Here is a 25537-nt window from a genome sequence, read left to right as displayed (position 1 = left end):
GGGGCGGATTACAGCCGGGGTCGGCCGCGCTCGGGTCAGTTTTCAGTAAGGCGGGATGTGACAACCGACACGGGAGCGCCCGTGTAAACGAAGGTCACGGGCCGCCAGGCCCGTTGCCATCGGGGTGAAAGCCTGTTTCAGTTTTAACCGGATCGCTTGGCGAGCACCGCCCGCGCAACGCGCGACACCGGCGGGCGGCCCAGCACGTTCGAGATGAAGGCGCCGGCATCGACGAGCTTGTCGAGGGCTATGCCGGTCGCGATGCCCAGGCCATTGAGCATGAAGACGACGTCCTCCGTCGCCACATTGCCGGTCGCGCCCTTGGCATAAGGGCAGCCGCCCAGGCCGGCCACGCTGGCGTGGAAGCTGTGCACGCCCAGCTCCATGCTCGCGTAGATATTGGTCAGCGCCTGGCCATAGGTGTCGTGGAAATGGCCCGAGACCTCGGCCAGTGGAAAGTGCTTCAGCGCGCGCTCCATGGCGGCCTGCACCTTGCGCGGCGTGCCGACGCCGATGGTGTCGGCGATGTCGATGGCGTCCACGCCCAGCTCGCGCAGCGGCCTGACGACGGCCTCGACCTGGTCGGCCGTGATCTCGCCTTCGTACGGGCAGCCCAGTGAGCAGGACAGGGCCGCGCGCACCTTCACGCCCGCGGCATGCGCGCCGGCGATGACGGGGGCGAAGCGCTCCAGGCTCTCGGCGATGGAGCAGTTGATGTTCTTCTGCGTGAAGGCTTCGCTGGCCGCCGTGAAGACCAGGATCTCGTCGGGCTTCGTTGCCAGCGCCGGCTCCAGGCCCTTGGTGTTGGGCACGAGGACCGAGTAGCGCACGCCGGCGCGGCGCTCGATGGCGGCCATGACGGCGGTGTTGTCGCCCATCTGCGGCACCCATTTCGGGCTGACGAAGCTGGTGACCTCGATCTCCTTCAGCCCGGCGTCCTGCAGCATGGCGACCAGCGTCGCCTTGTGCTCGGTGGCGACGTTTTCCTTCTCGTTCTGCAACCCGTCGCGCGGGCCGACGTCGAGGATCTTGACGTGCGAGGGCAGGGCCATGGTCAGGCCTCCAGTTTCAGCAACTCGGCGCCATCGCCGACCTGGTCGCCGACAGCGAACAGCAGCTCGGCCACCTTGCCGTCGCGCGGCGAGGAGATGGTGTGCTCCATCTTCATCGCCTCCATGACGGCCAGGGGCTGGCCCTTGGTGACGGTGTCGCCGGCCTTCGCGAGGAAGGCCACCAGCTTGCCAGGCATGGGGGCGGTCAGGCGGCCACCCTCGGCCGGGCCGTCGCCGGCATGGGCGATGACGTCGACCTCGGTCAGCACGGCCGAGCCGTCGGCGCCGAAGACGGCGACGCGCTCGCCCTGGGCATAGGTCTTCACGCGGATGCGATCGGTGCCGAGGAAGAGCTCGTGCGTCTCGGCATCGCTGCTGTGCACGGCGAACTCGATGGCCTCGCCTTCGACCGTCAGCGTCATGCCGCCGCGGTGATGGCGGGACAGCAGCACCTCGTGATGCGTGCCGCCGGCTTCCAGGTCGAAGCGGCGCGTGGCCGAGCCGAACAGGCGGAAGCCGTCGCGGGCGCTCCACGGGTCCGTCCCCTGCGTCGCGCCTTCCACGGCCAGCGTGTGGGCGACGACGGCCGCGGCGCTGACGCGCAGCGGCAGGCCCGGCTGGTCGAACAGCACGGCCTTCTCGCGCTCGATCAGGCCGGTGTCGAGGTCGGCGCCCGCGAACGAGGCTGTGGCTGCGCAGCGGCGCAGGAAGGCGACATTGGTGTGCAGGCCGACGATGTGGGTGTCGCGCAGCGCGGTGTCCAGGCGAGCCAGCGCTTGTGCGCGGTCCTCGCCCCAGACGATGAGCTTGGCGATCATCGAGTCGTAATAGGGGCTGATGGCATCGCCCTCGCGCACGCCGGCGTCGATGCGCACATTGCCGCGCTGGAAGGCGACATGGCCGGGCCAGCGCGCCACGTCCAGAGAGCCGGTGGCAGGCAGGAAGCCGCCATCCGGGTTCTCGGCGCAGATGCGGGCCTCGATGGCGTGGCCGTGCATGCGCAGTTCCGATTGCTTGAGCGGCAGCGGTTCGCCGGCGGCGACGCGCAACTGCCACTCCACCAGATCCTGGCCGGTGATGGCCTCGGTGACCGGATGCTCGACCTGCAGCCGCGTGTTCATTTCCATGAAGTAGAAGCGGCCGTCCTGCTCGGCGATGAACTCCACCGTGCCGGCGCCGACATAGCCGACGGCCTTGGCCGCAGCCACGGCGGCCTCGCCCATCTGGGCGCGGCGCTCGGGCGTCATGCCCGGGGCAGGCGCCTCTTCCAGCACCTTCTGGTGGCGGCGCTGCACCGAGCAGTCGCGCTCGAACAGGTAGACGCAGTCGCCGTGCGAATCGCCGAAGACCTGGATCTCGATATGGCGGGGTTTCTGCACATAGCGCTCGATCAGCACCGCGTCGTCGCCGAAGCTGTTGGTGGCCTCGCGCTTGCACGAGGCCAGAGCCGCGTCGAACTCGCCGGCGTTGTAGACCGCGCGCATGCCCTTGCCGCCACCGCCGGCGCTGGCCTTGATCAGCACGGGATAGCCGATGCGGTCGGCTTCCTTTTTCAGCAGGGTCGGGTCCTGATCCGCGCCGTGATAGCCCGGCACCAGCGGCACCTGGGCCGCTTCCATCAGTCGCTTGGACTCGGCCTTCAGGCCCATGGCCAGGATGGCGCTCGGCGGCGGGCCGATGAAGACGACGCCGGCATCGGCGCAGGCCTGGGCAAAGGCTTCGTTCTCGGACAGGAAGCCATAGCCGGGGTGGACAGCTTGCGCGCCGGTTCGCTTGGCTGCGTCAAGGATGCGCTCCCATTGCAGATAGGAGTCGCGCGGCGCGGACCCACCGATGTGCACGGCCTCGTCGCAGGCGGCCACGTGTTGCGCGTCGCGGTCGGCGTCGGAATAGACGGCAACCGTCTCGATGCCGAGGCGCTGGGCAGTCGCTGCCACTCGGCATGCGATTTCACCCCGGTTGGCAATGAGGATCTTCTTAAACATGGCGGGCTCCCGGGGTGAACTCGCCTGCGTGCCCGGCTTCGCCGTTCACCATGCAATCTGTCGCTGGCGCGACCGCGCCTGCGGCGCGAGCACCACGGTTGGCGATCAGGATCTTCTTGAACATCTTCTTTATCTCCTCAGCCGTCTTCTCGTGGATTCAGGATCGGGGCGCGCTGCAGGTCGATGGGCCGTCAGCGCGCGGGTGTCGCAGGGATCAGTGCGTGCAGACCTGCACCTTGGCCGCCGCGTCCGACGGCGTCAGCTCGGCCTCGGTCGAGCAGCGCATGCCCAGGCGCTCCAGCAGGGCCGCGTCCATGCGGCGGGCCGATGCCGCCACTCGGCAGGCGATCTCGTCACGGTTGGCGATCGGGATCTTTCTGAGCATTCTTCTTGGTCTCCAGGCAACTTGATCAAATGTTGTAGCTCAGCCGGAACTCGCAAGGTTTAACGTCGCCCGAGCAACGCAACCAGACATCGTCCTGGCCATCGGCGAGGCCCTCGGCAAGGGGGACGCCCGCTCTTGCGGCGCGAGAGGCATCGCCGTCCTTGAACCGCCAGCCATCCGCCGCCATCACATGCGCCAACGGCGCCACGGCGTTGGCAGGTAGAGGGCAGATGAGCTGCTTGAACTTTGGGTAGTAGTGGCAGTCCGCAACTTGGGCGCTCTCGCCCACCTGCGCAAAGAGCGCGTTGGCGATGACAAGGTAGCGGGCTTTCAATGCACCGGTCTCGGGCTTCACGTCATGCGGCACCCGCGAAGGTGCCAACCAGTTCAGAAGCGCAACGATGCAGGCGATGCCACCCACCAAAAAGGCGACGAAGAACGATTTGCCCGCGTCGCCCGAGGCATCGCTGCGAGGAAGCTGTTCTTCATGCATGGGCGGCCCCGGCGCGTCAGTGCGTGCAGACCTGCACCTTGGCGGCAGCGTCCGACGGCGTCAGTTCGGCCTCGGTCGAGCAGCGCATGCCCAGGCGCTCCAGCAACGCGCGGTCCTTCTCGGCCTGAGGGTTGCTCGTCGTCAGCAGCTTGTCGCCGTAGAACATGGAGTTGGCGCCGGCGAGGAAGCACAGGGCCTGCATGGTCTCGGGCATCTCCTCGCGGCCGGCCGACAGGCGCACCATGGCGCGCGGCATGGTGATGCGGGCCACCGCAATCGTGCGGATGAACTCCAGCGGGTCCAGCGGCGCGGTGCCGGCCAGCGGCGTGCCTTCGACCTGCACCAGGTTGTTGATGGGCACGCTCTCGGGATAGGGATCGAGGTTGGCCAATTGCACGATGAGGCCGGCGCGCTGGCGGCGCGTCTCGCCCATGCCGACGATACCGCCGCTGCAGACCTTCAGGCCTTGCTGGCGCACGCGCTCCAGCGTGTCCAGGCGGTCTTGATACGTGCGCGTCGTGATGATCTGGCCGTAGAACTCGGGCGCGGTGTCGAGGTTGTGGTTGTAGTAGTCCAGGCCCGCGGCGGCGAGCTGCTCGGCCTGGCCGTCTTCCAGCATGCCGGCCGTCAGGCAGGTCTCCAGGCCCAGGGCCTTGACCTCGGAAATCATCTCGCCGATGGCTTCCAGGTGACGCGGCTTGGGCGAGCGCCAGGCGGCACCCATGCAGAAGCGCGTGGCGCCGTTGAGCTTGGCGGCGCGGGCGGCTTCCATGACTTCCTCGAGGGGGATCAGCTTCTCGGCCTTCAGGCCGGTGTCGAAGTGGGCCGACTGCGGGCAGTAGGCGCAGTCCTCCTCACAGCCGCCGGTCTTGATGGACAGCAGCGTGGACAGCTGGACCGCGTTGGCGTCGAAGTGCTCGCGGTGCACTTGCTGAGCGCGGAACAGCAGGTCGTTGAAGGGCAGGTCGAACAGGGCCACGACGTCCTTGACCGTCCAGGGCGTGGCCTGGCGGCGGTCAGCGTCGGTCGTGGGGGTGAGGGTCTGGATCTGGTTCATGCGTGGTCGAGCAGCAGGGCTGAGATGTCGAGACAGGCTGGCGCGGCCAGCGGGTCGGAAAGTCGGGGCAGATGCCCGATGCAGGGCGCCTTCAGGCCGGCCTGCAAAGAGGCCAGATTGTCGGCGACATGGGTCTGGTGGGGGTCGACGGTGTTGGCCACCCAGGCCGTCAGGCGCAGGCCGCGGGCGCGGATGGCCTCGGCCGTCAGCAGGGCGTGGTTGATGCAGCCCAGGCGCAGGCCGACGACCAGGATGACGGGCAGGCCGAGGTCCACGGCCAGGTCGGCGGTGTCCCAGCTGCCGGCCAGCGGCACGCGGAAACCGCCCACGCCTTCGACCAGGGCAATGTCGCCCTTGGCCGCCGTCCTGCGAATGGCGGCCAGCAGCGGCTCCCGCTCGATGGACTTGCCTTCCAGGCGCGCGGCGATATGGGGCGCGCAGGGCTCGCGGAGTTGCAGCGGGCCGACTTCGCCGTCGCTGAGGTTGACGTTCTGCGCCGCCTGCAGCGTGGCCACGTCCTCGTTGACCCAGCGGCCCTCGACGAAGTCCTGGCCGGCCGCCAGCGACTTGATGGCCGCCACGCGCAGGCCGCGGGCGATCAGCGCGCGGGTCAGGGCGGCGGTGACAAAGGTCTTGCCGATCTCGGTGTCGGTGCCGGTGACAAAGAAACCGCGGCTCATGCAGCCCGCTCCTGGGCGGCCGCCGCGCGCTCGAGAGCAGTCAGCAGCGCGTCGACATCGGCCGCGGTGTGCGTGCCGCACAGCGTGATGCGCAGCCGCGCTGTGCCAGCCGCGACGGTAGGCGGGCGGATGCCGGGCACGCGCAGGCCGGCGCCCTCCAGCGCGGCGGCCAGGGCCATGACCTCGGCATTGCCGCCGACGATCAGGGGCTGGATGGGCGTGGCCGAGTCGATCAGCGACCAGCCCAGGCGCGGGTGGTGGTCGATCAGCGCCAGCAGGCCCTCCCGCAGCCGGGACTGCAGCGCGACGAGCTGGGCACGGCGGGCGGCGCCCAGCGGGCCTTCGATGAGCGCAAAGCTGGTCAGCAGCGCATGCTCGATGGCCGGCGGCGAGGCGGTCGAGAAGATGAAGTTGCGGGCGGCCTGCAGCAGGTAGTCGACGATGGTGGCGTGGGCCGCCACAAAGGCGCCGGCCAGGCCCGCGGCCTTGCCGAGCGTGCCGACGAGGATCAGCCTTTCGCTGTTCAAGCCGAAGTGCTCCAGCGAGCCGCGGCCATGCGCGCCCAGCACGCCAAAGCCATGCGCGTCATCGACGACCAGCCAGGCGTCGAATTCTTCAGCGAGGGCCAGCAGCGCGGGCAGCGGCGCCAGGTCGCCGTCCATGCTGAAGACGGCATCCGTGACGATGAGCCTGACTTTGGCGGTGCTGGCCGCCAGCAGCGTGCGCAGGCCGGCCACGTCGGCATGGCCATAGCGCGTGACCTTGGCCTTGGCCAGGCGTGCGGCATCGATCAGCGAGGCGTGGTTGAGCTGCTCCGAGAAGATCTCGGTGTGCTCGTCGCCCAGGGCCGTGACGACGGCCAGGTTGGCCATGTAGCCGGTGCACAAGCCGATGGCGCGAGCCTGCGGGATGTGCGGCGCATACCAGCGGGCCAGCGTGTCGGTGACGGCCTCATGCGCAGCGCTGTGGCCGCTGACCAGGGGCGAGGCGCCGGAGCCGCCGCCCCACAGGCGCGCGCCTTCGGCTATTGCCGCGGCGATGGCAGGCTCGGCGGCCAGGCCCAGATAGTCGTTGGAGCAGAACATCAGCAGCTCGCGGCCGTTGATGGTCTGGCGGGGCGCCGTGCCGTTGTCGGCGGTGCGCAGTTTGCGCGTCAGGCTCTGCGCCGAGATGGCGGCGAGCTTGGCGCTCAGGTGATCAAGCAAGGACATCGTTCAAGGTCGCCGTCACGGCCCCGGCCAGCCAGGCCGCGGTCGCGTCGTCGATCAGATAAGGTGGCATCAGGTAGACGGTGGCGCCGATCGGTCGGATCAGCAGCTCGTGTGCGCGCGCCGCGAGGTGGAAGGCTTCAGCGAAGCGCGGTGGCGCTTCGGGCACATCAAAGGCCAGGATCATGCCGCGTTGGCGCAGATGTTTCACACGCGGGGCCAAGGGCGCAAAGGCGCGGGTCAGCCGCTGCGCCTGCGCCTGGTTGTCTTCGAGCTGGCCGGCATCGAAGCGGTCCAGCACCGCATTGGCCGCGGCGCAGGCCAGGGGATTGCCGGTGTAGCTGTGCGAATGCAGGAAGCCGCGCGTGACGTCCTCGCTCCAGAAGGCGGCAAACACGTCGTCGGTCGTCAGCACCAGCGACAGCGGCAGGGTGCCGCCGGTGATGCCTTTGCTGAGCAGGATGAAGTCGGGCCACGCGGCCTGGGTCTGCTCCCAAGCGAAGAAGGTGCCGGTGCGACCGCAGCCGACGGCGATCTCGTCGGCGATGAGATGGACATTGAACTCGCGCGTCAGCTCGCGCAGGCCCTTCAGATAGCTCGGCGAATACATGACCATGCCGGCCGCGCCCTGGATCAGCGGCTCGACGATGACGCAGGCGATGTGGTCATGACGTTCTGCCAGCAGGGTGCGCATCGCATCCAGCGCCTCGGCCTCGTTGGCCAGGCGCGCGTCGGGCGAGGCCACGATGTGGGCGCGCATCAGCAGCGGGTCGTAGGCGTCGCGGAAGACCTGCACATCGGTCACGCTCAGCGCCCCCAGGGTCTCGCCGTGATAGCTGTTCTTGAGACAGACGAACTCGCGCTTGGTCGTCAGGCCGCGGTTCTTCCACGAGTGAAAGCTCTGCTTCAGCGCGATCTCGACGGCGCTGGCGCCATCGCTGCCGAAGAAGGCGTGGCCGAGGACGCCGCCGGTGCGGGCCGACAGCCTTTCGGCCAGGCGCACGGCGGGCTCGTGGGTGCAGCCGGCCAGCATCACATGGGGCAGGGTGTCGAGCTGGGCCTTGATGGCGCCATGCAGCGCCTTGTCGCTGTGGCCGAAGAGGTTGACCCACCAGGACGAGTTGGCGTCGAAGTAGCGCTTTCCGTCGGTGTCGAACAGCCACGGGCCCTCGCCACGCGCGATGGGCAGGGGCGGCACGTCGGCCAGGCGGGCCATCTGCGTGCAGGGATGCCAGACAGCGGCACGGCTGCGGTCTTGGAGGGAAGTCATGCGGGAGAGGGGGCACGCAGGCGCCGGACGAGGGCGCGCACGAACTTGAAGCAGAACCAGATCAGCACGCCCATGACGGCCAGGGACGTCACGAGCAGCGGGAAGAAGATGAAGGGATGGGCCCAGGCCAGCCACAGCATGGTGGGCACGGCCACGTCGCCGGCCAGTGACAGGCCGATATTGGAGAAGGGCTCGGGCGATGTGTTGGCCGCCGCCCGCGTGCTGGCCTTGGCCGCATGGGCCGTCGCCGCGAGGCCGCCGCCGATCAGGGCCGCCACCACGCCCCAGGCCTGGCCCTGGTCGCCGGCCCAGCCGCTGACCAGGCCCGCCACCAGTGCGGCGCCGGCAGGAATGCGGATCAGCGTGTGCAGCGCGTCCCAGGCGCTGTCGACGAAGGGAACCTTGTCGGCCAGGAACTCGACGAAGGCGAGCGCGGCGGCGGCGGTCATCACCAGCGGCGAGGCCAGCACCTCCAGGCCCGGCGGCAGGGCGATCCAGCCCCAATGCCCCGCCATGCCGACCAGCAGCACCGTCAGGTAGAGGCGCAGGCCGCTGGCCCAGCCGAGAGCGGCGGCCAGGGCGAGCAGCTGGATGACGTCAAGCTTCATTGGCGGGCGGCTGAGCGGCCCTGCTGCAGCAGCAGGGTGCCGAACAGGGTTTCGATGAGGGCGCCGGCCAGGGCGCCGAGCAGAGGCCCGCTGGCCTTCAGTTCGGGCGACGGCGCCGCCAGCAGCGCGCCCAGCACCAGGCCGGCCGCGGCCAGCGTGAAGCCGACGGCCCAGTAGATGCGCAGGCCATAGACCGCTGTGAACACCAGGTAGCGCCCCCCGATGACCAGCAGCATGGTCGGGAAGAACCACTCCAGCTTCTGCGTCGCCACCGCCAGGGCCAGGCCGCAGCCCGCCAACAGGCCGAAGGTGCTGAACATGGCGAGGCGGCCCAGCGGGTTGGTCTTCTCGTGCATGCCGCGGCGGCCGGCGAGTTTGGCCATTCCCATGCTGACCGGGAAGATGAACATGCCGCCGATCAGCAGGGCCCAGACGGCCTGCTGCGGCTTGGCCGCAGCCGCGATGCCGGCGGCAATGCTCCAGGCCAGGGCCGAGGCCAGCACGCCGAAGGCACCATGCCAGTAGGCTTGGCGCATGTCGGCCTGGGCTTGCGCAAGGGTCTGGGTGCTCATCAGGCTTGTGTCCAGGGGGCAGGGGTCTTGGAGAGGAAGCTCTGCACGCCGGCCCGGCCTTCGTCGCTGGCGCGGATATCGGCGATGCGGCGCGCCGTGTTGTCGCGCAGCTCGGGCGTGATCTCGCGGCTGGCGACGTCCTTCACCAGCTGCTTGCAGGCGCGCGCGGCGGCGGGGCCGTTGGCGCAGATGGCAGCGACGAGTTCGTCGACCTTGGCATCCAGGGCCTCGGCGGCAACCACTTCATGCACCAGGCCCAGGCGCCTGGCCTCGGCGGCGGAGAAGCGCTCCGCCGTCACGAAATAGCGCCGCGAGGCCTGCTCGCCCAGGGCCTTGACCACATAGGGGCCGATGGTGGCCGGCAGCAGGCCCAGCTTGGCCTCGCTGAGGCAGAAGCCGGCGGTCTCGACCGATACGACGATGTCGGCGCAGGACACCAGGCCCACGCCGCCCGCATAGACATCGCCCTGCACGCGCGCGATGACGGGCACGGGGCAGCTATAGAGGGCCCACAGCATGTCGGCCAGCTTGCTGGCGTCGGCATGGTTCTCGTCCCAGCTGTAGCCGGCCATGGCCTTCATCCAGTTCAGGTCGGCGCCGGCGCAGAAGGCCTTGCCCTCGGCGGCGAGCACGATGGCGCGCAGGTCGCTGCGCTGGCCCAGGGCATTGAAGGTGCCGGTCAGCTCGGCGATCAGCGCCTCGTTGAAGGCGTTGCGGACTTCCGGGCGGTTCAGGGTGACGCGGGCGACGTGGCCGTCGACGGTGATGTTCAGGGTGTTCATGGCTTTGCGTTCAGGGGCTTGAGCATCAGCACGCTGCGATAGGTTTTGCCGGCCCATTGCACGTCGCCGACCGGGGCGTAGCCGCGGCGCGCATAGCGGCGCTGCAGTGCGACGGCCGGTTCGGCGGTGTCGAGGGCGACATGGGTATAGCCCTGTTCGGCGGCCCAGGCCTCGGCGGCGTCCATCAGCTTCTCGGCCAGGCCCTGGCCGCGCTCGTCGGGATGGACGGCCAGCTGGGCCAGGATGGCGTGGCCGGGCTGCGTGTAGCACTCGGGCACGGGGTCGCGCAGATAGCTGCCGTCGACGGGCTTGGGGCCGGACATGGCGATGGTGCCCACCAGCCGCCCCTCGCGCTCGGCCACCCAGGCCTGGCCGGCCGACACGCGCTCGCGCGTGACCTCGACGCTCTGGTCCACGGCGGTGAAGTTCCAGCCCTGGGCCGCCAGGCTGGCATAGGCTGCGTGCAGCAGCTCGGTCAGCGTCTGCAGGCAGTCGGTGGCGGACAGGGGGCGAACGCTGATGTCAGGCATGGCTCAGGGAGTGGCGGGGGTGACGATGCGCACGAGGCTGGCTTTCAGCACCACATGCGATTTGAGGGTGCCGGCGTGGCATTCGACGTGCTGGGGATCATCGAAGCTGTTGCCCCTGTAATTGGAGACGATGCCGACAACGCCGTTGGCGCCGGCCTTGCGGGCGGCCAGCGCGAGCTTGGCCAGTGCGTCGAGCAGCGCACGGTCGCAGACCTCCGCGTCGGTCGGCTTGCGGTAGCCGACGTCCGTGGTCCAGCCCACGCCGTGGGCCTGGACATTCTTGCTGACGAGGCTGCCGTCGCCCGCCGTCGCCGCGCCGAACGCGATGTGCAGCTCGCCCATCAGGGCGCGACCGTCGCCGTTCAGCAGCGGCCCGGTGGGATGGGTGATGGCGTCGTCGCGCGCCATTGCGGGCTGGGCCAGCACCAGCGCTGCGGCGGCCACCAGGGAGGGCAGGCGGGAAAGGCGCATGGCCATCACATCCGGAACACGCCGAATCTGGTCTCGGGGATGGGCGCGTTCAGCGAGGCGCTCAGGCCCAGGGCCAGCACGCGGCGCGTGTCGGCCGGGTCGATGACGCCGTCGTCCCACAGCCGGGCCGACGCGTAGTAGGGGTGGCCCTGGTCCTCGTACTGCTGGCGGATGGGGGCCTTGAAGGCCTCCTCCTCATCAGCCGACCAGGCCCCGCCCTTGGCCTCGATGCCATCGCGGCGGATGGTGGACAGCACGCTGGCCGCCTGCTCGCCGCCCATCACCGAGATGCGCGCGTTCGGCCACATCCACAGGAAGCGCGGGCTGTAGGCGCGGCCGCACATGCCGTAGTTGCCGGCACCGAAGGAGCCGCCAATGATGACGGTGAACTTGGGCACCTGGGCGCAGGCCACGGCCGTCACCATCTTGGCGCCTGCGCGGGCGATGCCCTCGTTCTCGTATTTGCGGCCGACCATGAAGCCGGTGATGTTCTGCAGGAAGACCAGCGGGATCTTGCGCTGGCAGCACAGCTCGATGAAGTGGGCGCCCTTGTTGGCGCTCTCGGCGAACAGGATGCCGTTGTTGGCGACGATGCCCACCGGCATGCCCTCGATATGGGCGAAGCCGCAGACCAGGGTGTTGCCGTAGCGGGCCTTGAACTCGTCGAACTCCGAGCCGTCGACGATGCGGGCGATGATCTCGCGGATGTCGAAAGGCTTGCGCGTGTCGGTCGGGATGACGCCGTGCAGTTCGCTGGCGTCGAACAAGGGCGCCCTGGGCTCCTGCATGGCCAGCGGATTGGCCTTGCTCCAGTTCAGGCGCGCCACCGAGTTGCGGGCGATGGCCAGGGCATGGGTGTCGTTGTTGGCGAGGTGGTCGGCCACGCCCGACAGGCGGGTGTGCACGTCGCCGCCGCCCAGGTCCTCGGCCGTGACGACCTCGCCGGTGGCCGCCTTCACCAGCGGCGGGCCGCCCAGGAAGATGGTGCCCTGGCTCTTGACGATGATGGTCTCGTCGCTCATGGCCGGCACATAGGCGCCGCCGGCCGTGCAGGAACCCATCACGACGGCGATCTGCGGGATGCCCTCGGCGCTCAGGTTGGCCTGGTTGAAGAAGATGCGGCCGAAGTGGTCGCGGTCGGGGAAGACCTCGTCCTGGTTGGGCAGGTTGGCGCCGCCGCTGTCCACCAGGTAGATGCAGGGCAGGCGGTTCTGCTGGGCAATCTCCTGGGCGCGCAGATGCTTCTTGACGGTGATGGGGTAGTAGGTGCCGCCCTTCACGGTCGCATCGTTGCAGACGATGACGCAGTCCACGCCCGACACGCGGCCGATGCCGGCGATCACGCCGCCGCCGGGCGCGGCGTTCTCGTACATGTTCAGGCCGGCCAGCGGGGCCAGTTCGAGGAAGGGCGTGCCCGGGTCCAGCAGCATCTCGACGCGGTCGCGCGGCAGCAGCTTGCCGCGGGCGGTGTGCTTGGCGCGCGCGGCGTCGCCGCCGCCCTGGGCGATCTTCTCGAGCTTGGCGTTGAGGTCGGTGATCAGCCCGCGCATCGCGTCGGCATTGGCCTTGAAGTCGGCCGAGCGGGGGTTGAGCTGGGTGTTCAAAACCGGCATGTTGTCTCCCGGCGAGTGCTGCTTAAGCAGGACTCAACTAATTGGTGATCGGCCTCGTGAGCCGCGCAAGGGGCGCCAGAATAATCCAGGGTGAACACGGATGCAATGCCGACTTGAGTGTTACTCAAGAATTGCGCAGAATACAGCCCGATGACTGTCGCCGCCGCCCCGCAACGCCGTTCGCCCGCCGGCCCCAAGGCCGAGCAGCGCGTGCGCGACATCTTGCGCGTCGGCCGCGAGGTGTTCGCCGAGCGCGGCTACGAGCGCGCCACGACCACCGAGATCGCCCAGCGCCTCTCCATCTCCGAGGCCACCGTCTTCACCTATTTCCGCGGCAAGCGCGAGCTCTGCATGCGCGTCATCCAGGACTGGTATGACGAGATCATCGACGCCATTGAAGCCGGCCTGCCGCGCGAGGCGGGCGTGCGCGAGCAGCTCGAGTTCGTCGTGTTGACGCATCTGCGCCTCTTCCTGATCCAGGGGACGGGGCTGTGCGCCCTGGTGCTGTCCGAGGGGAGGACCAAGGGCCAGGACCTGGGCGAAGGCTTTGTCGAGCTGCAGCGCCGCTACACGGCACCGCTGATGGACCTGCTGTCCCGCGGCCAGGAGGCCGGCGAGGTCAGGCGCGACATTCCGCTGCGCCTGCTGCGTTCCCTGGTCTTCGGGCCCATGGAGCACATGCTGTGGGAGGTGGTCATCACCGGCCGGCAGATCGACGTCGAGGCCAGCGCGCGCGACCTGGTCGCCCTGCTGTGGCCGGCCCTGCAGGCGCCCGACCAGGAGTTGCAGAGGCTGCGCCGGCTGCGCGGCCAGCTGCAGGACGCCCTGGCCCAGGCCTAACGGGTCCAGGACTGCACGAGCACCGTCTCGCACACCTTGAACAGCAGCCAGGCAGCCATGGCGCCGACGGACGAGGCCAGCAGCTCCAGCAGCTGACGCAGGCCGCCGTCCTGCAGGCCCTGCCAGCCATGGTCGGAGAGGAGGGCGGCATTGGCGCCGACCAGGCGCACCAGGTCCAGGGTCAGCAGGCCGAAGGCCATGAAGCACAGCACCATCAGCCCGAAGCAGGCGATGCGGTGGCGGCGCAGCCAGGCCGTGAAGCCGGAAATCGTCAGCATCGTGGGCACTCCTCCAATGTTCGGCCTGGGCCAGCGTGGCTAGTATTCGGCATCCTGCAAGGGAAGGGGAGGCTGCTATGAAAGCAATGAGAGTCTGGCTGGCCATGGTCCTGCTGTGGGCCTGCGTCGGCGCGCACGCGCAGACCGAGGCGGCCGACGCCGATTGGCGCTACCGCATCCAGCCTGGTGACACCCTGATCACGCTGACCGACGCCTGGCTGGCGCCGCCCAAGACCTGGCGCGACCTGCAGAAGCTCAACCGCGTGCCCGATCCGCTGCGCCTCAAGCCCGGCTCGACGCTGCGCATGCCGGTGGCCTGGCTGAGGCGCGAGGCCAGCGTCGCCGAGGCCGTGTTCGCGCGCGGCCAGGTCACCCGCCAGCGCGGTGCCGGCAGCGAGCCCCTGGCGGCAGGCGCCACGCTGCAGAGCGGCGACCGCATCCGCACCGGCGCCCAGTCCAGCGCCTCGCTGCGCTTTGCCGACGACTCGCGCCTGCTGATCCCGCCCGAGAGCGACATCACCCTCGAGCAATTGCTGGTGCTGGGCCGTGGCGCCCTGCCGGCCGTGCGCATCGGCGTGCAGCAGGGCGGCGCCGACAGCCGCGTGACGCCCAATGCCCAGCGCGTGCCCTTGTATGAGGTGCGCACGCCGCATGTGAACCTGGGCGTGCGCGGCACCGAATTCCGCGTCCAGACGGCGCAGGCGCAAAGCCGCATGCAGGTGCTGTCCGGCGCCGTGCATGCCGACGGCCTCGGCCCCGACGTGGCGGCCGGCCAGGGCCTGCTGGCCGAAGGCAAGGCCCTCAGCGTCGCGCCGCTGCTGCCCGCGCCCGACCTCAGCGGTCTCTCGCCCGTGGCCGAGCGCCTGCCGCTGCATCTGTCCTGGGTGGGCGGGCCGACCGGCGCGGCCACCTGGCGTGCCCAGCTCTACGTTCGTGGTGACTTCGACCGCCTGCTGCTGGATGACGTCGTCGGCGAGCCGACCACCAACTGGGCCGAGGCCCGCGATCTTGCCGACGGCGACTACACGCTGCGCGTGCGCGCCATCGATGCGCGTGGCCAGGAAGGCGTCGCGGCGGACAAGGACATCCGCCTGCAGGCCCGGCCCGAGCCGCCCTTCATCCAGTCGCCGGCCCAGGGCGCGGTCAGCTACAACGGCGGCATGCCCCTGGCGTGGACGCGCAACACGGCAGCGCCCAATGTGCGCCTGCAGATTGCGCGTGACGCCGGCTTCAAGGATGTGGTTGTGCAGCCGTCGCCCATTGACGGCGCGAACCATGACGCCCGCCTGCCGGATGGTGTCTATCACTGGCGCATCGCTTCGGTCGAGGCCGGCGGCCGCTCCGGCCCCTTCGGCGACCCGCAGAGCTTCGAGATCAAGCCCCCGCCGCCCGCGCCGCCGCCGGCCGAGCCCGAAGTCGATGGCGACCAGCTCAAGCTGCGCTGGCGCGCCGACCCCGGCGTCGTGCGCTACGAGCTGGAGTGGAGCAAGACGGAATCCTTCGAAAGTACGGGGGGTAGCGACGTGCAGCGCTTCAACACCGACAAGGCCGAGGTCGCGCTGCCCAAGCCCTCGCCGGGCAAATACTTCCTGCGCGCCCGGGCCTTCAATGCCGCCGGCGCGCCCAGCCCCTGGGGGCAGACGCAGATGATCGAGCAGCCCTATCCGCGCTGGCTCTGGCTGCTGCCGCTGCTGCTCATCCCCCTGCTTTGAAACGCTGGCCCTGGCTCGCCCTGCCCGCAGCGCTGCTGCTCTGGGCCCTGCTGAGCCTGACCGGCGCCCAGCCGCGCATCGACCGCGCCGTCGGCGACCTGCTGCTGCGCGCCGCGGCGCCGCCGCCCGCGCCCGCCACCAGCGTCATCGTCGACATCGACGACGCCTCGCTGCGGGCGCTGCGCCAGGCCCTGGGCGAGTGGCCGTATTCGCGCGAGGTCTATGCGCTGATGCTGGACTATCTCGGCCAGGCCGGCGCCCGCCTGGTGGTGGTCGACATCGTCTTCTCCGGGCCGCGCGATGGCGATGCGCGGCTGTCGTCGACGCTGGCCGCCGGGCCGCCCACGGTGCTGGCCGCGGCCGGCCTGCGCCAGCGCGCCGCCGTCGAGCTGGCGCCGGCCAGCACCGCCGAGCAGCGCGCCCTGGCCCGCCTGGGTGCGGCCCACGCGCCGGGCCTGGACTGGGACGCCCTGACGGCGCCCGCCGACACGCTGCTGGAGGCGCTGTCCGAGCCGGCCAGCCTCGGCGTCATCTCGGTGGCCCTGGATGACGACGGCCTGCTGCGCCATCTGCCGCTGCTGCATCGCGTGCAGGGCCGCAGCCTGCCCAGCCTCGCCTTCGCCGCGCGGCTGCGCGCCGACGGCGCCCTGGCCTGGCGGCGCGAGGGCGGCGAGCTGGTCGCCGGCGCGCGCCGCTGGCCGGTGGACGAGGCCGGCCAGCTGCGCCTGCGCCTGCCGCTGAACGGCGGCGAGCCGCCGCGCGTGAGCTGGCAGCGCCTGATGCGCGCCGCCCTCGGCGAGACGGAGGACGCCGAGCTGGGCCGGCTGCTGGCCGGGCGCAGCGTCTTCGTCGGCAGCAGCGCCTTCTTTGCCGACGAGGTCATGACGCCCGAGGGCCGGCTGTCGGGCACGGCCCTCAACGTGGCCGTCTTCGAGGCCCTGGGTCAGGACCCGCTGCCCCTGCTGCGCGAGCGCGGTGCGTCCGTCATGGCCGTCAATGCGCTGCTGCTCGCCCTCGGCCTGCTGCCGCTGCTGCTGAGCCGCCAGGCCGTGGCCGCCGGCCTGGGCCTGGGCGCGCTGATGCTGGCGTCCTGGGGTGCCGTGCAGGCCGGCCTGCTGCCCACGTCGGCGCCGGCCTTGTATCTGCTGGCCCTGGGCCTGCTGCTGACGGCCATCGAGCATGAGCGCGCGCATCGCCAGCGCGAGCGCGAGCTGACGCGCGAACGCGAGCTGGCCGATGCGCGCAGCCGCGCCAAGACCGAGCTGCTGGCCCAGGTCAGCCACGAGATGCGCACGCCCATGAACGCCGTGCTGGGCTTCTCCGACATCCTGGCCCGCTCGCCCCTCAAGCCCGACCAGGCCCATTACGTCGAGGTGCTGGGCCATGCCGGCCGCCAGGTCTTCGCGCTGATCAACGACCTGCTGGACAACGCCCGCATCGAGAGCGGCCGCCTGGAGCTGGCGTCCCACCCCTTCAACCTCGTCGACCTGGTCGAGCTGCAGCTCGAGCTGCTGCGCGAGCGCGCCCAGAGCCAGGGCCTTTGGCTGAGCGTGTTCGCGCGCACCGAGGCCACCGGCTGGGTGCTGGGCGACCAGCAGCGCGTCGCCCAGATCGTCACCAACCTGGTCGGCAACGCGATCAAGTTCACCCGCAAGGGCGGCGTGACGGTGGAGCTGTCGCGCCATGCCGAGGGCCAGGTGTTGATCTCCGTGCAGGACACCGGCATCGGCATCGCGCCAGACCGGCTGGAGCGCATCTTCCAGCCCTTTGCACAGGCGGATGCGGCCATCGCCCAGGAGTTCGGCGGCACCGGCCTGGGCCTGGCCATCACGCGCAGCCTGGCGCGCATGATGGGCGGCGACGTCAGCGTGCAGAGCCGCCCGGGCGAGGGCAGCCGCTTCGAGGCCAGCCTGGACCTGCCGGACGCGCGCCCGCCCCACGACGACCTGGTCGAGCCGCGCGGCGAGCGCATTGCGCCGGGCCGGCCGCTGCAGCTGCTGCTGGCCGAGGACAACGATGTCAACGTGCTCGTCATCGACGGCATGCTGACGCCGCTGGGCCACCACATCACGCGGGTGCGCGACGGCGAACAGGCGCTGGCCGCCCTGCGCGACGCGGACTTCGACCTCGTGCTGATGGACATGCTGATGCCGGGCACCGACGGCCTGACGGCGACGCGCCAGTGGCGGGCCGTGGAGGCCGCCGAAGGCCGGCCGCGCACGCCCATCGTCGCGCTGACGGCCAATGCCTTCGACACCGATGTGCAGCAGTCGCTGGCGGCGGGCTGCGATGCCCACCTGACCAAGCCGCTGAGCCTCGCGGCCCTGCTGCAGGCCCTGGCCAGGCACGCCCGCCCATGACGACGCTCGTGCGCCGCTGCCTGCTGGCCGCCGCCCTGGTGGCGGCCTCGGCATCGGCCTGGGGGGCGGAGGAGGTCGTGTCGGCCTGTTTCGACGAGGCCGACCGCTCGGGCTATGGCCACCCGGATGCCCAGGGCGTCTGGCGCGGCGCGGCGGTGGACCTGGTGAAGGCCCTGGCGCAGCAGGCCGGCGTGAGGCTGGTGCTGCGGCCGCTGCCCTGGGCCCGCTGCCTGCGCCAGGCCAAGGCGACCGGCAGCGAGGCGGTGGACTTCGCCTTCTACGCCAGCAGCAACCCGCAGCGGCAGGCCGACTACGCCTTCCTCGGCCCCATCCACCAGCTGACGGGCGGGGCCTGGTTCGTCACCGCGCGCAGCGAGCTGCCGCACGAGCTGGCGTCCTACCCGGTGCTGGGCCAGTACCGGCTGTGCGGCCTGTCCGGCTCCAACTACGCCTGGCTGCAGGAGCGGGGCATCCGCGGCGGCGTGGATGCCGGCGCGCACAGCCTGAAGGCGGTCGTCACCAAGCTGATGCTGGGGCGCTGCGACTACCTGCTGGGCACGGCCGAGTTGCGGGCCTCAGCCGAGCGCCATGGCATCGCGCGGGCCGACATGGAGGCGCTGAGCTTCGCACCCTATCCGGAGGCGACACCGGTGGGCTACTACCTGCTCTTCAACCGGCGGCTGGCCCGCCACAAGCCCGTGTTCGACGCCTTCACGGCCGCCTTCGGCCAGCTGTCCCGCGCCGGCGCGGTGGAGCGCATCTACCGCGACTACGGCTTGCGGCCCTGAGGGCCGTAGAGGCAGGTACGCGCGAGTCTGGGCCGTCGGGCTGATGCACGGCCCGTGCGGAAAGTCAGGCCCTAGTTCTTGGTGCTGCGATTGCGCCACAGCCTGACTTCCCGCAGGGGAGGTCATCTGAAACGCCGCACAAAACTTCTTTGCATGAGGGCAACACGCCGCGCCGCGGCGGGGGTCGGGGCGACCCCCTTCACAAAGCCCCAACCGACAGAGGAGTACTGCTTCCATGCAACACCGCCACACCCGACTGGCGCTGGCCCTGCTGGCCGCCGGCATCGCCGGCACGGCCGCCGCGCAGGCGCCGGCCCAGCAGCAGCTGGAGCGCATCACCATCACCGGCTCGTCCATCAAGCGCGTCGAATCCGAAACGGCCCTGCCCGTGTCGGTCATGACGCGTGACCAGATCGAGAAGACCGGCGCCACCAACGTCGAGGACATCCTGCGCCGCATCGGCGCCAACACGGCGATGCAGTCCGACAGCACGCAGGGCGCCGGCTACTCGCAGAGCTTCGCCAACCTGCGCGGCCTGGGCCCCAACTCCACGCTGGTGCTGCTGAACGGCCGGCGCATGGCCAACTTCGCCTTCGGCTCCATCGGCGGCAACTCGTCGGTCGACCTGAACAGCATCCCCTTCGCGGCCATCGACCGCATCGAGGTGCTGCGTGACGGCGCCTCCGCCGTGTACGGCACCGACGCCGTCGGCGGCGTCATCAACTTCATCACCCGCAAGGACTACGACAAGGGCGCCATCACGCTGAAGTACGGCGCCCCCGAGAAGAGCATCGGCGGCAAGGAGACCAGCGCCTCCATCGCCTTCGGCATGGGCGGCCTCAAGACCGACGGCTACAACCTGCTCGTCACCGGCAACGTCAAGAAGCAGACCAAGGTCAGCGCCCTCGACCAGAAGTGGTATCTGCGCGGCCTGACCGAGATCCCCGGCTCCGATCCCCCGACCTCGGGCCGCTCCTTCCCGGGCCGCCTGGTTGACTTCAACATCACGCCGGGCGCCTATGCCAACGCGGGCGCGGCCTTCAGCCCCTGCGACCCCAACTACAACACCATCCAGACGCTGACGACGACGACGCCCAACGGCACGCCGATCAAGCGCTGCCGCTTCATCTATCCGGCCATGCAGGAGAACCTGCCCGACTCCAAGAAGGCCGACGCCTTCGGACGGTTCACGCTGGACACGGGCGGCGACTCGCAGGTCTTCGTCGAGGCCAGCTATGCGCGCAACGACTCCATCGGCCGCACGGCCGCCGTGCCCATCGACTCGACCGCGGGCCATGTGAAGCCCAACGGCACCTACCCGTCCTTCGCCCTGCCCATCTCGAGCAAGTACTTCCCCGCGGCGCTGCTGACCAGCCTGGGCTACACGCCGGCGCAGTTCGACACCCTGGGCGGCGGCTTCACCGAGATCGCGATGCGCTCGGTGCCGGTCGGCCCGCGTACCAACAATGTGTTGAACGAGCAGACCCGCTTCGTGGCCGGCGCCACCGGCATCTTCCAGGGCTGGGACTACGACGCCGGCCTGACGATGTCGCAGGCCAAGGGCTCGCTGGACTACTACAACTATCTGCACGAAGGCCGCTTCATCACCGAGCTGGCCACGGGCGTCATCAACCCCTTCGGTCCGCAGGACGACGCCGGCCTGGCCGCGCTGAACCGCGCCCGCATGGAAGGCCCGATGCGCCGCTCCAAGAGCACGACCTATGCGCTGGACGTCAAGGCCAGCCGCGAGCTGATGAGCATGGCCGGCGGTCCCATGATGCTGGCCGTGGGCACCGACCTGCGCCAGGAGAAGGCCGACGACCGCGCCGTCAACCCGGACTACGAGGCGGGCCTGCACATCGGCGGCGAGGGCTCGGTGCCCAAGACCGTGGCCTCGCGCAAGATCTACGCGGTCTTCAGCGAACTCTCCATGCCCTTCGCCAAGGGCTGGGAGGCCACCGTCAAGGCGCGCTACGACAAGTACAGCGACTTCGGCGGCACCTTCAACCCGGGCGTGACGCTGCGCTTCCAGCCCAGCCGCGAAGTGCTGCTGCGCGGGAGCGCCGGCACGGGCTTCCGCGCGCCGACGCTGTGGGACGTCAACAGCCCGACGGCCTTCACCAACACGGCCAACTCCCTGGTCGACCCCAACTGCCCGGCCGGCCAGGCGGGCGACCCGCGCTGCGAGACCCAGTTCAACGTGCGCCTGTCCAGCGACCCCAACCTCAAGCCCGAGAAGTCGCGCCAGTACTCCCTCGGCGCGGTGTTCGAGCCTGTGCGTGACCTGTCCATCGCACTGGACTACTGGCATATCCAGAAGAAGGACCAGATCGGCACCATCGGCGGCGACGCCATCATGTCCGACCCGACCCTCTACCAGCGCTACATCTCGCGCGTCCACCGCCTGCCCTCGCCCAGTCCCGCCTTCATCAGCTACATCGAGACGCCGGTCGAGAACCTGGGCGACCTGAAGACCAACGGCATCGACCTGGATGTGAAGGCCAGCTGGCAGCTGGGCAGCATGGGCCGCCTGGGCGCCAGCTTCACCGGCAGCTACATCAACCTGTGGAAGCAGCAGAACGGCAAGGGCACGCCCTTCGTCTCCTACGAGGGCACGGCCGGCGACGGCGCCGGCGTGCAGCCGGTGCCCAAGTGGCAGCACACCCTGGGCCTGGACTGGAACCTGGGCAACTGGAACGTCTCGCTGGAGAACGTCTTCGTCAAGGGCTGGACGGAGTCCGCCGGCCTGGTGGAGGCCAATGTCGGCGTCGCAGTGCCTTACAAGGTCAAGGACACCAGCCGCTGGAACCTGGCCGTGGGCTGGAAGCCCATGCCCACGCTGGCCCTGCGCGTCGGCGCCCGCAACCTGCTCGACCAGGATCCGCCGTTCACCGCCGTGTCCAGCTACGGCTCGCATGTGACCGGTTATGCCGGCTCCTTCGTCGACCCGCGCGGCCGCTTCTGGTACGCAACGGCGAGCTACCAGTTCAAGTGAAATGACCCGTCAGCGGTGCTGACGCCACAAGGGGCTCTTCGGAGTCCCTTTTTTCTTGTCCGCGGCGACAGGGGCGGCTGGGTTGCCGCTATCGTGCGCCGCATGAGCCTGCCCGCGCATCGCGACCTCGACACCTCTTTCCTGGCCGGCGGGGGTGAGTTGGGCGAGCTGATGCGCGCCCACGACTGGGCGGCCACGCCGCTGGGCGAGCCGAGCGGCTGGCCGCGCAGCCTGAAGACGGTCGTGCGCATCATGCTGACCTCGCGCCAGCCGATCTGGATCGGCTGGGGGCCGCAGCTCATCTACCTCTACAACGACGCCTACCAGTCCATCATCGGCGGCCGGCATCCGTGGGCCCTGGGCCAGCCGACCGCGACGGTCTGGCGCGAGATCTGGCTCGACATCGCCCCGCTGCTCGAGACGGCGATGAACGGCGACGGCATCTTCATGGAGAGCCAGCTGCTCATCATGGAGCGCAACGGCTACCCCGAGGAGACCTACTACACCTTTTCCTACAGCCCCATCCCGGGCGACGACGGCGTGCCGGCGGGCATCATCTGCGCCAACTCCGATGAGACGTTGCGCGTCGTCGGTGAACGCCAGCTCGACCTGCTGCGCGAGCTCGCGGCGCGCGCGGCCGATGCGCGCACCGTGGCCGACGCCGTGCGGCGCTGCACCGAGGCGCTCGAGACCAACCGCAAGGACGTGCTGTGCGCTGCCGTGCTGCTGCGAGGGCATGGCGAGGCCGCGTTCTCGCTGGCGGGCGCGGCCGGTGGCGAAGGCCCGTGGCTGGACGCGGTGCGCGCGCTCGACGTGCGTGGCGAGCCCTGGCAGGCCAGTGAGGTGCTGCGCACGCAGCGCCCCCGCGTTGTCGCAGCGCTGCCGGCCGGCATCTCCTGGCCTCGCGGTGACTGGAAAGAGCCTGCCCGCATGGCCATGGTGCTGCCCATCCGACCCAGCGGCGATGCCGGGCAGGAGGGCGTGCTCATCGTCGGCCTCAACCCCTATCGGTTGCCGCGCGACCACTACACCGACTTCCTGCGCCTGGTCGCCCAGCAGCTGTCGGCCGCCATCGGCAACGCCGAGGCTTATGAGATGCAGCAGCAAAGGGCTGAGGAACTGGCCCGCCTGGATCGGGCCAAGACCCAGTTCTTCTCCAACATCAGCCACGAGTTCCGCACGCCGCTGACGCTGATGACCGGGCCGCTGCGCGATGCCCTCGACCACGAACAGCTGCCGCCCTCGGCGCGCAGCCGGCTGCTGATGGTGGAGCGCAACACGCTGCGCCTGTCCAAGCTGGTCAATGCGCTGCTGGAGTTTTCGCGCATCGAAGCCGGCCGGGCCACCTCGGTGTTCCGGCCCACCGATCTGGCGGCGCTGACGGGCGAGCTGGCGAGCAGCTTCCGCTCGGCGATGGAGAGCGCGGGTCTGGTCTTTCGCGTCACCTGCCCCGAGTTGCCGGCGCCGGTCTATGTCGACCGCGATCACTGGGAGCGCATCCTGCTGAACCTGCTGTCCAACGCGCTGAAGTACACGCTGCAGGGCGAGGTCAGCGTGCGCGTTGGCGCCGAGGCGGGCTGGGCCGTCGTCGAGGTCGAGGACACGGGCATCGGCGTTGCCGCCGAGGAGCTGCCGCGGCTGTTCGAGCGCTTCCACCGCGTCGAGGGCGTGCAGGCGCGCACCCATGAGGGCAGCGGCATCGGCCTGGCCCTGGTGCAGGAGCTGGTGCGCCTGCATCACGGCCGCATCGACGTGGACAGCGAACTCGGGCGCGGCAGCCGCTTCACGCTGCGCCTGCCCTTCGGCCATGCCCATCTGCCGCCCGAGCAGGTCAGGCAGGAGGGCGCCGAGGCGCCGGGCACCGGCCAGGCCTCGTCCTATGTGCAGGAGGCGCTGCGCTGGCTGCCGCAGCAGGAGGTGACCGGCGACGCGCCGACCGGCAGCCTGGCTGAGATCGGCGAGCGCTACCGTGCGACCCTGGGCGCCCGCATCGTCATAGCCGATGACAACGCCGACATGCGGCAGTATCTGCACAACCTGCTGGCGCCGTATTTCCGCGTCGAGCAGGCGGCCGACGGCGAGCAGGCCCTGGCGGCGGCGCGCCGCGAGCGGCCGGCCCTGCTGCTGTCCGACGTCATGATGCCCCGCCTGGACGGCTTCGGCCTGCTGGCCGCCCTGCGCGCGGACGACGGCCTGCACACGCTGCCCGTCATCCTGCTGTCGGCCCGCGCCGGCGAGGAGGCCCGCATCGAAGGCCTGGGTGCCGGCGCCGACGACTACCTCATCAAGCCCTTCACGGCGCGCGAGCTGCTGGCACGCGTGTCGGCCCTCATCGAGCTGGACCTGGCGCGCCGCTCGGGCGAGCAGCAGCTGCATCTCTTCCTGGCCAACGCGCGCATGTTCACCTGGGAGATCGACCTGCCGTCGCGCAAGCTGCGGGTGTCGGACAACGCCGTCGACGTGCTGGGCGCCTCGCTGCGCCATCTCGAGGAAGGCTTCGCCCTGGTCCACCCCGACGATGTCGGCGCGATCCGCCACCGCATCGACGAGGCGGCGCGTGGCCAGGGCGGCTTCACCCTGGAGCAGCGCATCGTGCGCCCCGACAACGGCGAGCTGCGCTGGCTGGAAACGCGCGCCCAGGCCGTTTGCAACGATGCCGGCGACGCGGTGCGCCTCAGCGGCATCTCCTTCGACATGACGGAGCGCAAGCGCATGGAAGAGGCGCTGCGGCAATCGGACCGCCGCAAGGACGAGTTCCTGGCCATGCTGGCCCACGAACTGCGCAATCCGCTGGCGCCGATACGCACGGCTGCCGAGCTGATGCTGCGCACGACGGCCGCCGCGGCGCCGCAGCGCCGCGCCGTGGAGATCCTCGATCGCCAGGTGAGGCAGATGTCCCGCATGGTGGACGACCTGCTGGATGTGTCGCGCATCACCCATGGCCGCATCGAGCTGGAACGACGGCCGGTCGAGCTGGCGGGCGTCATCGCCGCGGCCGTCGAGGCCGTCGGCCCGGCCCTGCTGGAACGCCGCCACCACCTGAAGCTGGCCACCGGCCAGGCGCTCACGGTGCTGGGCGATGCGGCGCGCCTGCAGCAATGCCTGGTCAACCTGCTGTCCAACGCGGCCAAGTACACGGACATCGGCGGCGACGTCCTCGTCGAGCTGCTGCGCGAGGGCGAAGAGGCCGTCCTGCGCGTGACGGACAGCGGCGCCGGCATCGCGCCGGACATGCTGCCCGCCGTCTTCGAGCTCTTCGTGCAGAGCAACCGCACCCTGGACCGCGCCGACGGCGGCCTGGGGCTGGGCCTGGCCATCGTGCGCCGCCTCGTGGAGATGCACGGCGGCCGCGTCAGCGCCAGCAGCGCCGGCATCGGCCAGGGTGCCTGCTTCGAGATCCGGCTGCCGCTGCTGCAGCAGGTCGCCGCGCCAGCGCCGGCGGCGGCCCCGGCCGGCCAGCCGCCGCGCCGCGTGCTGCTGATCGACGACAACGAGGACGCCGCCGAGTCCCTGGCCATGATGCTGCGCGCCGATGGCCACGAGGTGCAGACCGGTTTCGGCGCCCAGGACGCGCTGACCCTGGCCCTGTCCTGGCAGCCCGATGTCGTGCTGCTGGACATCGGCCTGCCGGGCATGGACGGCTACGAGGTGGCGCGGCGGCTGCGCGCGGCGCCCGAGGGCGCGCGCCTGCGCCTGGTGGCGCTGACCGGCTATGGCCAGCCCGAGGACCTGCAGCGCTCGGCCGCGGCCGGTTTCGACGGCCATCTGGTCAAGCCGGTGGGCCTGCAGGCCCTGGACCGGGCCATCCATGCATCAGCGGCTAATGCCTGACTGATGTACTGGGACGCTGCTTCTGGC

22 protein-coding genes are annotated in these 25537 nt (G+C 70.3%); 6 read left to right on the top strand and 16 right to left on the bottom strand.

Annotated features, from left to right (window positions below; genetic code table 11):
* Positions 1 to 143: 143 nt before the first annotated feature.
* The 15 genes from AC07OY_RS24865 to AC07OY_RS24795 all read right to left on the bottom strand — a co-directional run bounded on the left by AC07OY_RS24865 (position 144) and on the right by AC07OY_RS24795 (position 12706).
* Entirely contained in the window at positions 144 to 1052 is a 909-nt protein-coding gene (locus tag AC07OY_RS24865; RefSeq protein ID WP_495045271.1) for a hydroxymethylglutaryl-CoA lyase, read from the bottom strand.
* 2 nt (positions 1053 to 1054) lie between these two features.
* The gene (locus AC07OY_RS24860) at positions 1055 to 3037 is read right to left on the bottom strand and encodes an acetyl/propionyl/methylcrotonyl-CoA carboxylase subunit alpha (protein ID WP_495045270.1); all 1983 of its coding nucleotides are present in this window, start codon (positions 3035 to 3037) and stop codon (positions 1055 to 1057) included.
* Positions 3030 to 3161: a hypothetical protein gene (locus AC07OY_RS24855; protein WP_495045269.1), complete on the bottom strand. Its 132-nt coding sequence runs from the start codon at positions 3159 to 3161 to the stop codon at positions 3030 to 3032. The genes AC07OY_RS24860 and AC07OY_RS24855 overlap by 8 nt, the downstream gene beginning before the upstream one ends.
* Before the next feature lie 90 nt (positions 3162 to 3251).
* Positions 3252 to 3422: a hypothetical protein gene (locus AC07OY_RS24850; RefSeq protein WP_495045514.1), complete on the bottom strand. Its 171-nt coding sequence runs from the start codon at positions 3420 to 3422 to the stop codon at positions 3252 to 3254.
* Between the two features lie 25 nt (positions 3423 to 3447).
* The gene (locus tag AC07OY_RS24845) at positions 3448 to 3915 is read right to left on the bottom strand and encodes a hypothetical protein (protein WP_495045268.1); all 468 of its coding nucleotides are present in this window, start codon (positions 3913 to 3915) and stop codon (positions 3448 to 3450) included.
* A gap of 16 nt (positions 3916 to 3931) precedes the next feature.
* The gene (bioB, locus tag AC07OY_RS24840; protein ID WP_495045267.1) at positions 3932 to 4972 is read right to left on the bottom strand and encodes a biotin synthase BioB; all 1041 of its coding nucleotides are present in this window, start codon (positions 4970 to 4972) and stop codon (positions 3932 to 3934) included.
* The gene (gene bioD, locus AC07OY_RS24835; protein ID WP_495045266.1) at positions 4969 to 5652 is read right to left on the bottom strand and encodes a dethiobiotin synthase; all 684 of its coding nucleotides are present in this window, start codon (positions 5650 to 5652) and stop codon (positions 4969 to 4971) included. The genes bioB and bioD overlap by 4 nt, the downstream gene beginning before the upstream one ends.
* A complete protein-coding gene (locus tag AC07OY_RS24830; protein ID WP_495045265.1) occupies positions 5649 to 6863 on the bottom strand; it encodes an 8-amino-7-oxononanoate synthase in 1215 nt (404 codons plus the stop codon). The genes bioD and AC07OY_RS24830 overlap by 4 nt, the downstream gene beginning before the upstream one ends.
* Positions 6850 to 8130: an adenosylmethionine--8-amino-7-oxononanoate transaminase gene (bioA, locus tag AC07OY_RS24825; RefSeq protein WP_495045264.1), complete on the bottom strand. Its 1281-nt coding sequence runs from the start codon at positions 8128 to 8130 to the stop codon at positions 6850 to 6852. The genes AC07OY_RS24830 and bioA overlap by 14 nt, the downstream gene beginning before the upstream one ends.
* Positions 8127 to 8738 carry a DUF4126 domain-containing protein gene (locus tag AC07OY_RS24820; RefSeq protein WP_495045263.1) on the bottom strand — a complete coding sequence of 204 codons (612 nt, stop codon included), beginning with the start codon at positions 8736 to 8738 and terminating at the stop codon, positions 8127 to 8129. Before AC07OY_RS24820 ends, bioA begins: the two co-directional genes overlap by 4 nt.
* Positions 8735 to 9310: a DUF7010 family protein gene (locus AC07OY_RS24815; protein WP_495045262.1), complete on the bottom strand. Its 576-nt coding sequence runs from the start codon at positions 9308 to 9310 to the stop codon at positions 8735 to 8737. The genes AC07OY_RS24820 and AC07OY_RS24815 overlap by 4 nt, the downstream gene beginning before the upstream one ends.
* A complete protein-coding gene (locus AC07OY_RS24810) occupies positions 9310 to 10092 on the bottom strand; it encodes an enoyl-CoA hydratase/isomerase family protein (protein WP_495045261.1) in 783 nt (260 codons plus the stop codon). Before AC07OY_RS24810 ends, AC07OY_RS24815 begins: the two co-directional genes overlap by 1 nt.
* Positions 10089 to 10622, bottom strand: coding sequence for a GNAT family N-acetyltransferase (locus AC07OY_RS24805; RefSeq protein WP_495045260.1), 534 nt, complete (start codon positions 10620 to 10622; stop codon positions 10089 to 10091). The genes AC07OY_RS24810 and AC07OY_RS24805 overlap by 4 nt, the downstream gene beginning before the upstream one ends.
* 3 nt (positions 10623 to 10625) lie before the next feature.
* Positions 10626 to 11093, bottom strand: coding sequence for a hypothetical protein (locus AC07OY_RS24800; protein WP_495045259.1), 468 nt, complete (start codon positions 11091 to 11093; stop codon positions 10626 to 10628).
* A gap of 5 nt (positions 11094 to 11098) precedes the next feature.
* Positions 11099 to 12706, bottom strand: a complete 1608-nt coding sequence (locus AC07OY_RS24795) for a carboxyl transferase domain-containing protein (protein ID WP_495045258.1) — start codon at positions 12704 to 12706, stop codon at positions 11099 to 11101.
* Positions 12707 to 12856: 150 nt separating this feature from the next.
* On the opposite strand from AC07OY_RS24795, the gene AC07OY_RS24790 reads away from it, so the two are divergent.
* A complete protein-coding gene (locus AC07OY_RS24790; protein WP_495045257.1) occupies positions 12857 to 13546 on the top strand; it encodes a TetR/AcrR family transcriptional regulator in 690 nt (229 codons plus the stop codon).
* Here the strand turns inward: AC07OY_RS24790 and AC07OY_RS24785 are convergent.
* A complete protein-coding gene (locus AC07OY_RS24785) occupies positions 13543 to 13824 on the bottom strand; it encodes a hypothetical protein (protein WP_495045256.1) in 282 nt (93 codons plus the stop codon). The two genes, AC07OY_RS24790 and AC07OY_RS24785, sit on opposite strands and share 4 nt — an antisense overlap.
* A gap of 77 nt (positions 13825 to 13901) precedes the next feature.
* Here AC07OY_RS24785 and AC07OY_RS24780 point away from each other — a divergent pair, with 77 nt between their 5' ends.
* From AC07OY_RS24780 to AC07OY_RS24760, 5 genes are all read left to right on the top strand, one after another.
* On the top strand, positions 13902 to 15536 hold the full coding sequence (locus AC07OY_RS24780; protein WP_495045255.1) for a FecR domain-containing protein: 1635 nt from the start codon (positions 13902 to 13904) through the stop codon (positions 15534 to 15536).
* Positions 15533 to 17896: a CHASE2 domain-containing protein gene (locus AC07OY_RS24775; protein WP_495045254.1), complete on the top strand. Its 2364-nt coding sequence runs from the start codon at positions 15533 to 15535 to the stop codon at positions 17894 to 17896. Before AC07OY_RS24780 ends, AC07OY_RS24775 begins: the two co-directional genes overlap by 4 nt.
* On the top strand, positions 17893 to 18684 hold the full coding sequence (locus AC07OY_RS24770) for a substrate-binding periplasmic protein (protein WP_495045253.1): 792 nt from the start codon (positions 17893 to 17895) through the stop codon (positions 18682 to 18684). Before AC07OY_RS24775 ends, AC07OY_RS24770 begins: the two co-directional genes overlap by 4 nt.
* Positions 18685 to 18919: 235 nt before the next feature.
* Positions 18920 to 21679: a TonB-dependent receptor plug domain-containing protein gene (locus AC07OY_RS24765; protein WP_495045252.1), complete on the top strand. Its 2760-nt coding sequence runs from the start codon at positions 18920 to 18922 to the stop codon at positions 21677 to 21679.
* A gap of 102 nt (positions 21680 to 21781) precedes the next feature.
* Complete coding sequence (locus AC07OY_RS24760; protein ID WP_495045251.1) at positions 21782 to 25510, top strand: ATP-binding protein; 3729 nt, start codon at positions 21782 to 21784, stop codon at positions 25508 to 25510.
* Positions 25511 to 25537: the final 27 nt, after the last annotated feature.

Source organism: Roseateles sp. GW821-FHT09H10 (assembly GCF_059415865.1).
The sequence above is the reverse complement of the archived record's forward strand: the minus strand, read 5'-3'. Positions and strand labels throughout refer to the sequence as shown.

Excerpts from the sequence above, each read along its gene's own strand:
- AC07OY_RS24865 (WP_495045271.1), bottom strand. The coding sequence starts at position 1,052 with ATGGCCCTGCCCTCGCACGTCAAGATCCTCGACGTCGGCCCGCGCGAC.
- AC07OY_RS24860 (WP_495045270.1), bottom strand. The coding sequence starts at position 3,037 with ATGTTTAAGAAGATCCTCATTGCCAACCGGGGTGAAATCGCATGCCGA.
- AC07OY_RS24855 (WP_495045269.1), bottom strand. The coding sequence starts at position 3,161 with ATGTTCAAGAAGATCCTGATCGCCAACCGTGGTGCTCGCGCCGCAGGC.
- AC07OY_RS24850 (WP_495045514.1), bottom strand. The coding sequence starts at position 3,422 with ATGCTCAGAAAGATCCCGATCGCCAACCGTGACGAGATCGCCTGCCGA.
- AC07OY_RS24845 (WP_495045268.1), bottom strand. The coding sequence starts at position 3,915 with ATGCATGAAGAACAGCTTCCTCGCAGCGATGCCTCGGGCGACGCGGGC.
- bioB (WP_495045267.1), bottom strand. The coding sequence starts at position 4,972 with ATGAACCAGATCCAGACCCTCACCCCCACGACCGACGCTGACCGCCGC.
- bioD (WP_495045266.1), bottom strand. The coding sequence starts at position 5,652 with ATGAGCCGCGGTTTCTTTGTCACCGGCACCGACACCGAGATCGGCAAG.
- AC07OY_RS24830 (WP_495045265.1), bottom strand. The coding sequence starts at position 6,863 with ATGTCCTTGCTTGATCACCTGAGCGCCAAGCTCGCCGCCATCTCGGCG.
- bioA (WP_495045264.1), bottom strand. The coding sequence starts at position 8,130 with ATGACTTCCCTCCAAGACCGCAGCCGTGCCGCTGTCTGGCATCCCTGC.
- AC07OY_RS24820 (WP_495045263.1), bottom strand. The coding sequence starts at position 8,738 with ATGAAGCTTGACGTCATCCAGCTGCTCGCCCTGGCCGCCGCTCTCGGC.
- AC07OY_RS24815 (WP_495045262.1), bottom strand. The coding sequence starts at position 9,310 with ATGAGCACCCAGACCCTTGCGCAAGCCCAGGCCGACATGCGCCAAGCC.
- AC07OY_RS24810 (WP_495045261.1), bottom strand. The coding sequence starts at position 10,092 with ATGAACACCCTGAACATCACCGTCGACGGCCACGTCGCCCGCGTCACC.
- AC07OY_RS24805 (WP_495045260.1), bottom strand. The coding sequence starts at position 10,622 with ATGCCTGACATCAGCGTTCGCCCCCTGTCCGCCACCGACTGCCTGCAG.
- AC07OY_RS24800 (WP_495045259.1), bottom strand. The coding sequence starts at position 11,093 with ATGCGCCTTTCCCGCCTGCCCTCCCTGGTGGCCGCCGCAGCGCTGGTG.
- AC07OY_RS24795 (WP_495045258.1), bottom strand. The coding sequence starts at position 12,706 with ATGCCGGTTTTGAACACCCAGCTCAACCCCCGCTCGGCCGACTTCAAG.
- AC07OY_RS24790 (WP_495045257.1), top strand. The coding sequence starts at position 12,857 with ATGACTGTCGCCGCCGCCCCGCAACGCCGTTCGCCCGCCGGCCCCAAG.
- AC07OY_RS24785 (WP_495045256.1), bottom strand. The coding sequence starts at position 13,824 with ATGCTGACGATTTCCGGCTTCACGGCCTGGCTGCGCCGCCACCGCATC.
- AC07OY_RS24780 (WP_495045255.1), top strand. The coding sequence starts at position 13,902 with ATGAAAGCAATGAGAGTCTGGCTGGCCATGGTCCTGCTGTGGGCCTGC.
- AC07OY_RS24770 (WP_495045253.1), top strand. The coding sequence starts at position 17,893 with ATGACGACGCTCGTGCGCCGCTGCCTGCTGGCCGCCGCCCTGGTGGCG.
- AC07OY_RS24765 (WP_495045252.1), top strand. The coding sequence starts at position 18,920 with ATGCAACACCGCCACACCCGACTGGCGCTGGCCCTGCTGGCCGCCGGC.
- AC07OY_RS24760 (WP_495045251.1), top strand. The coding sequence starts at position 21,782 with ATGAGCCTGCCCGCGCATCGCGACCTCGACACCTCTTTCCTGGCCGGC.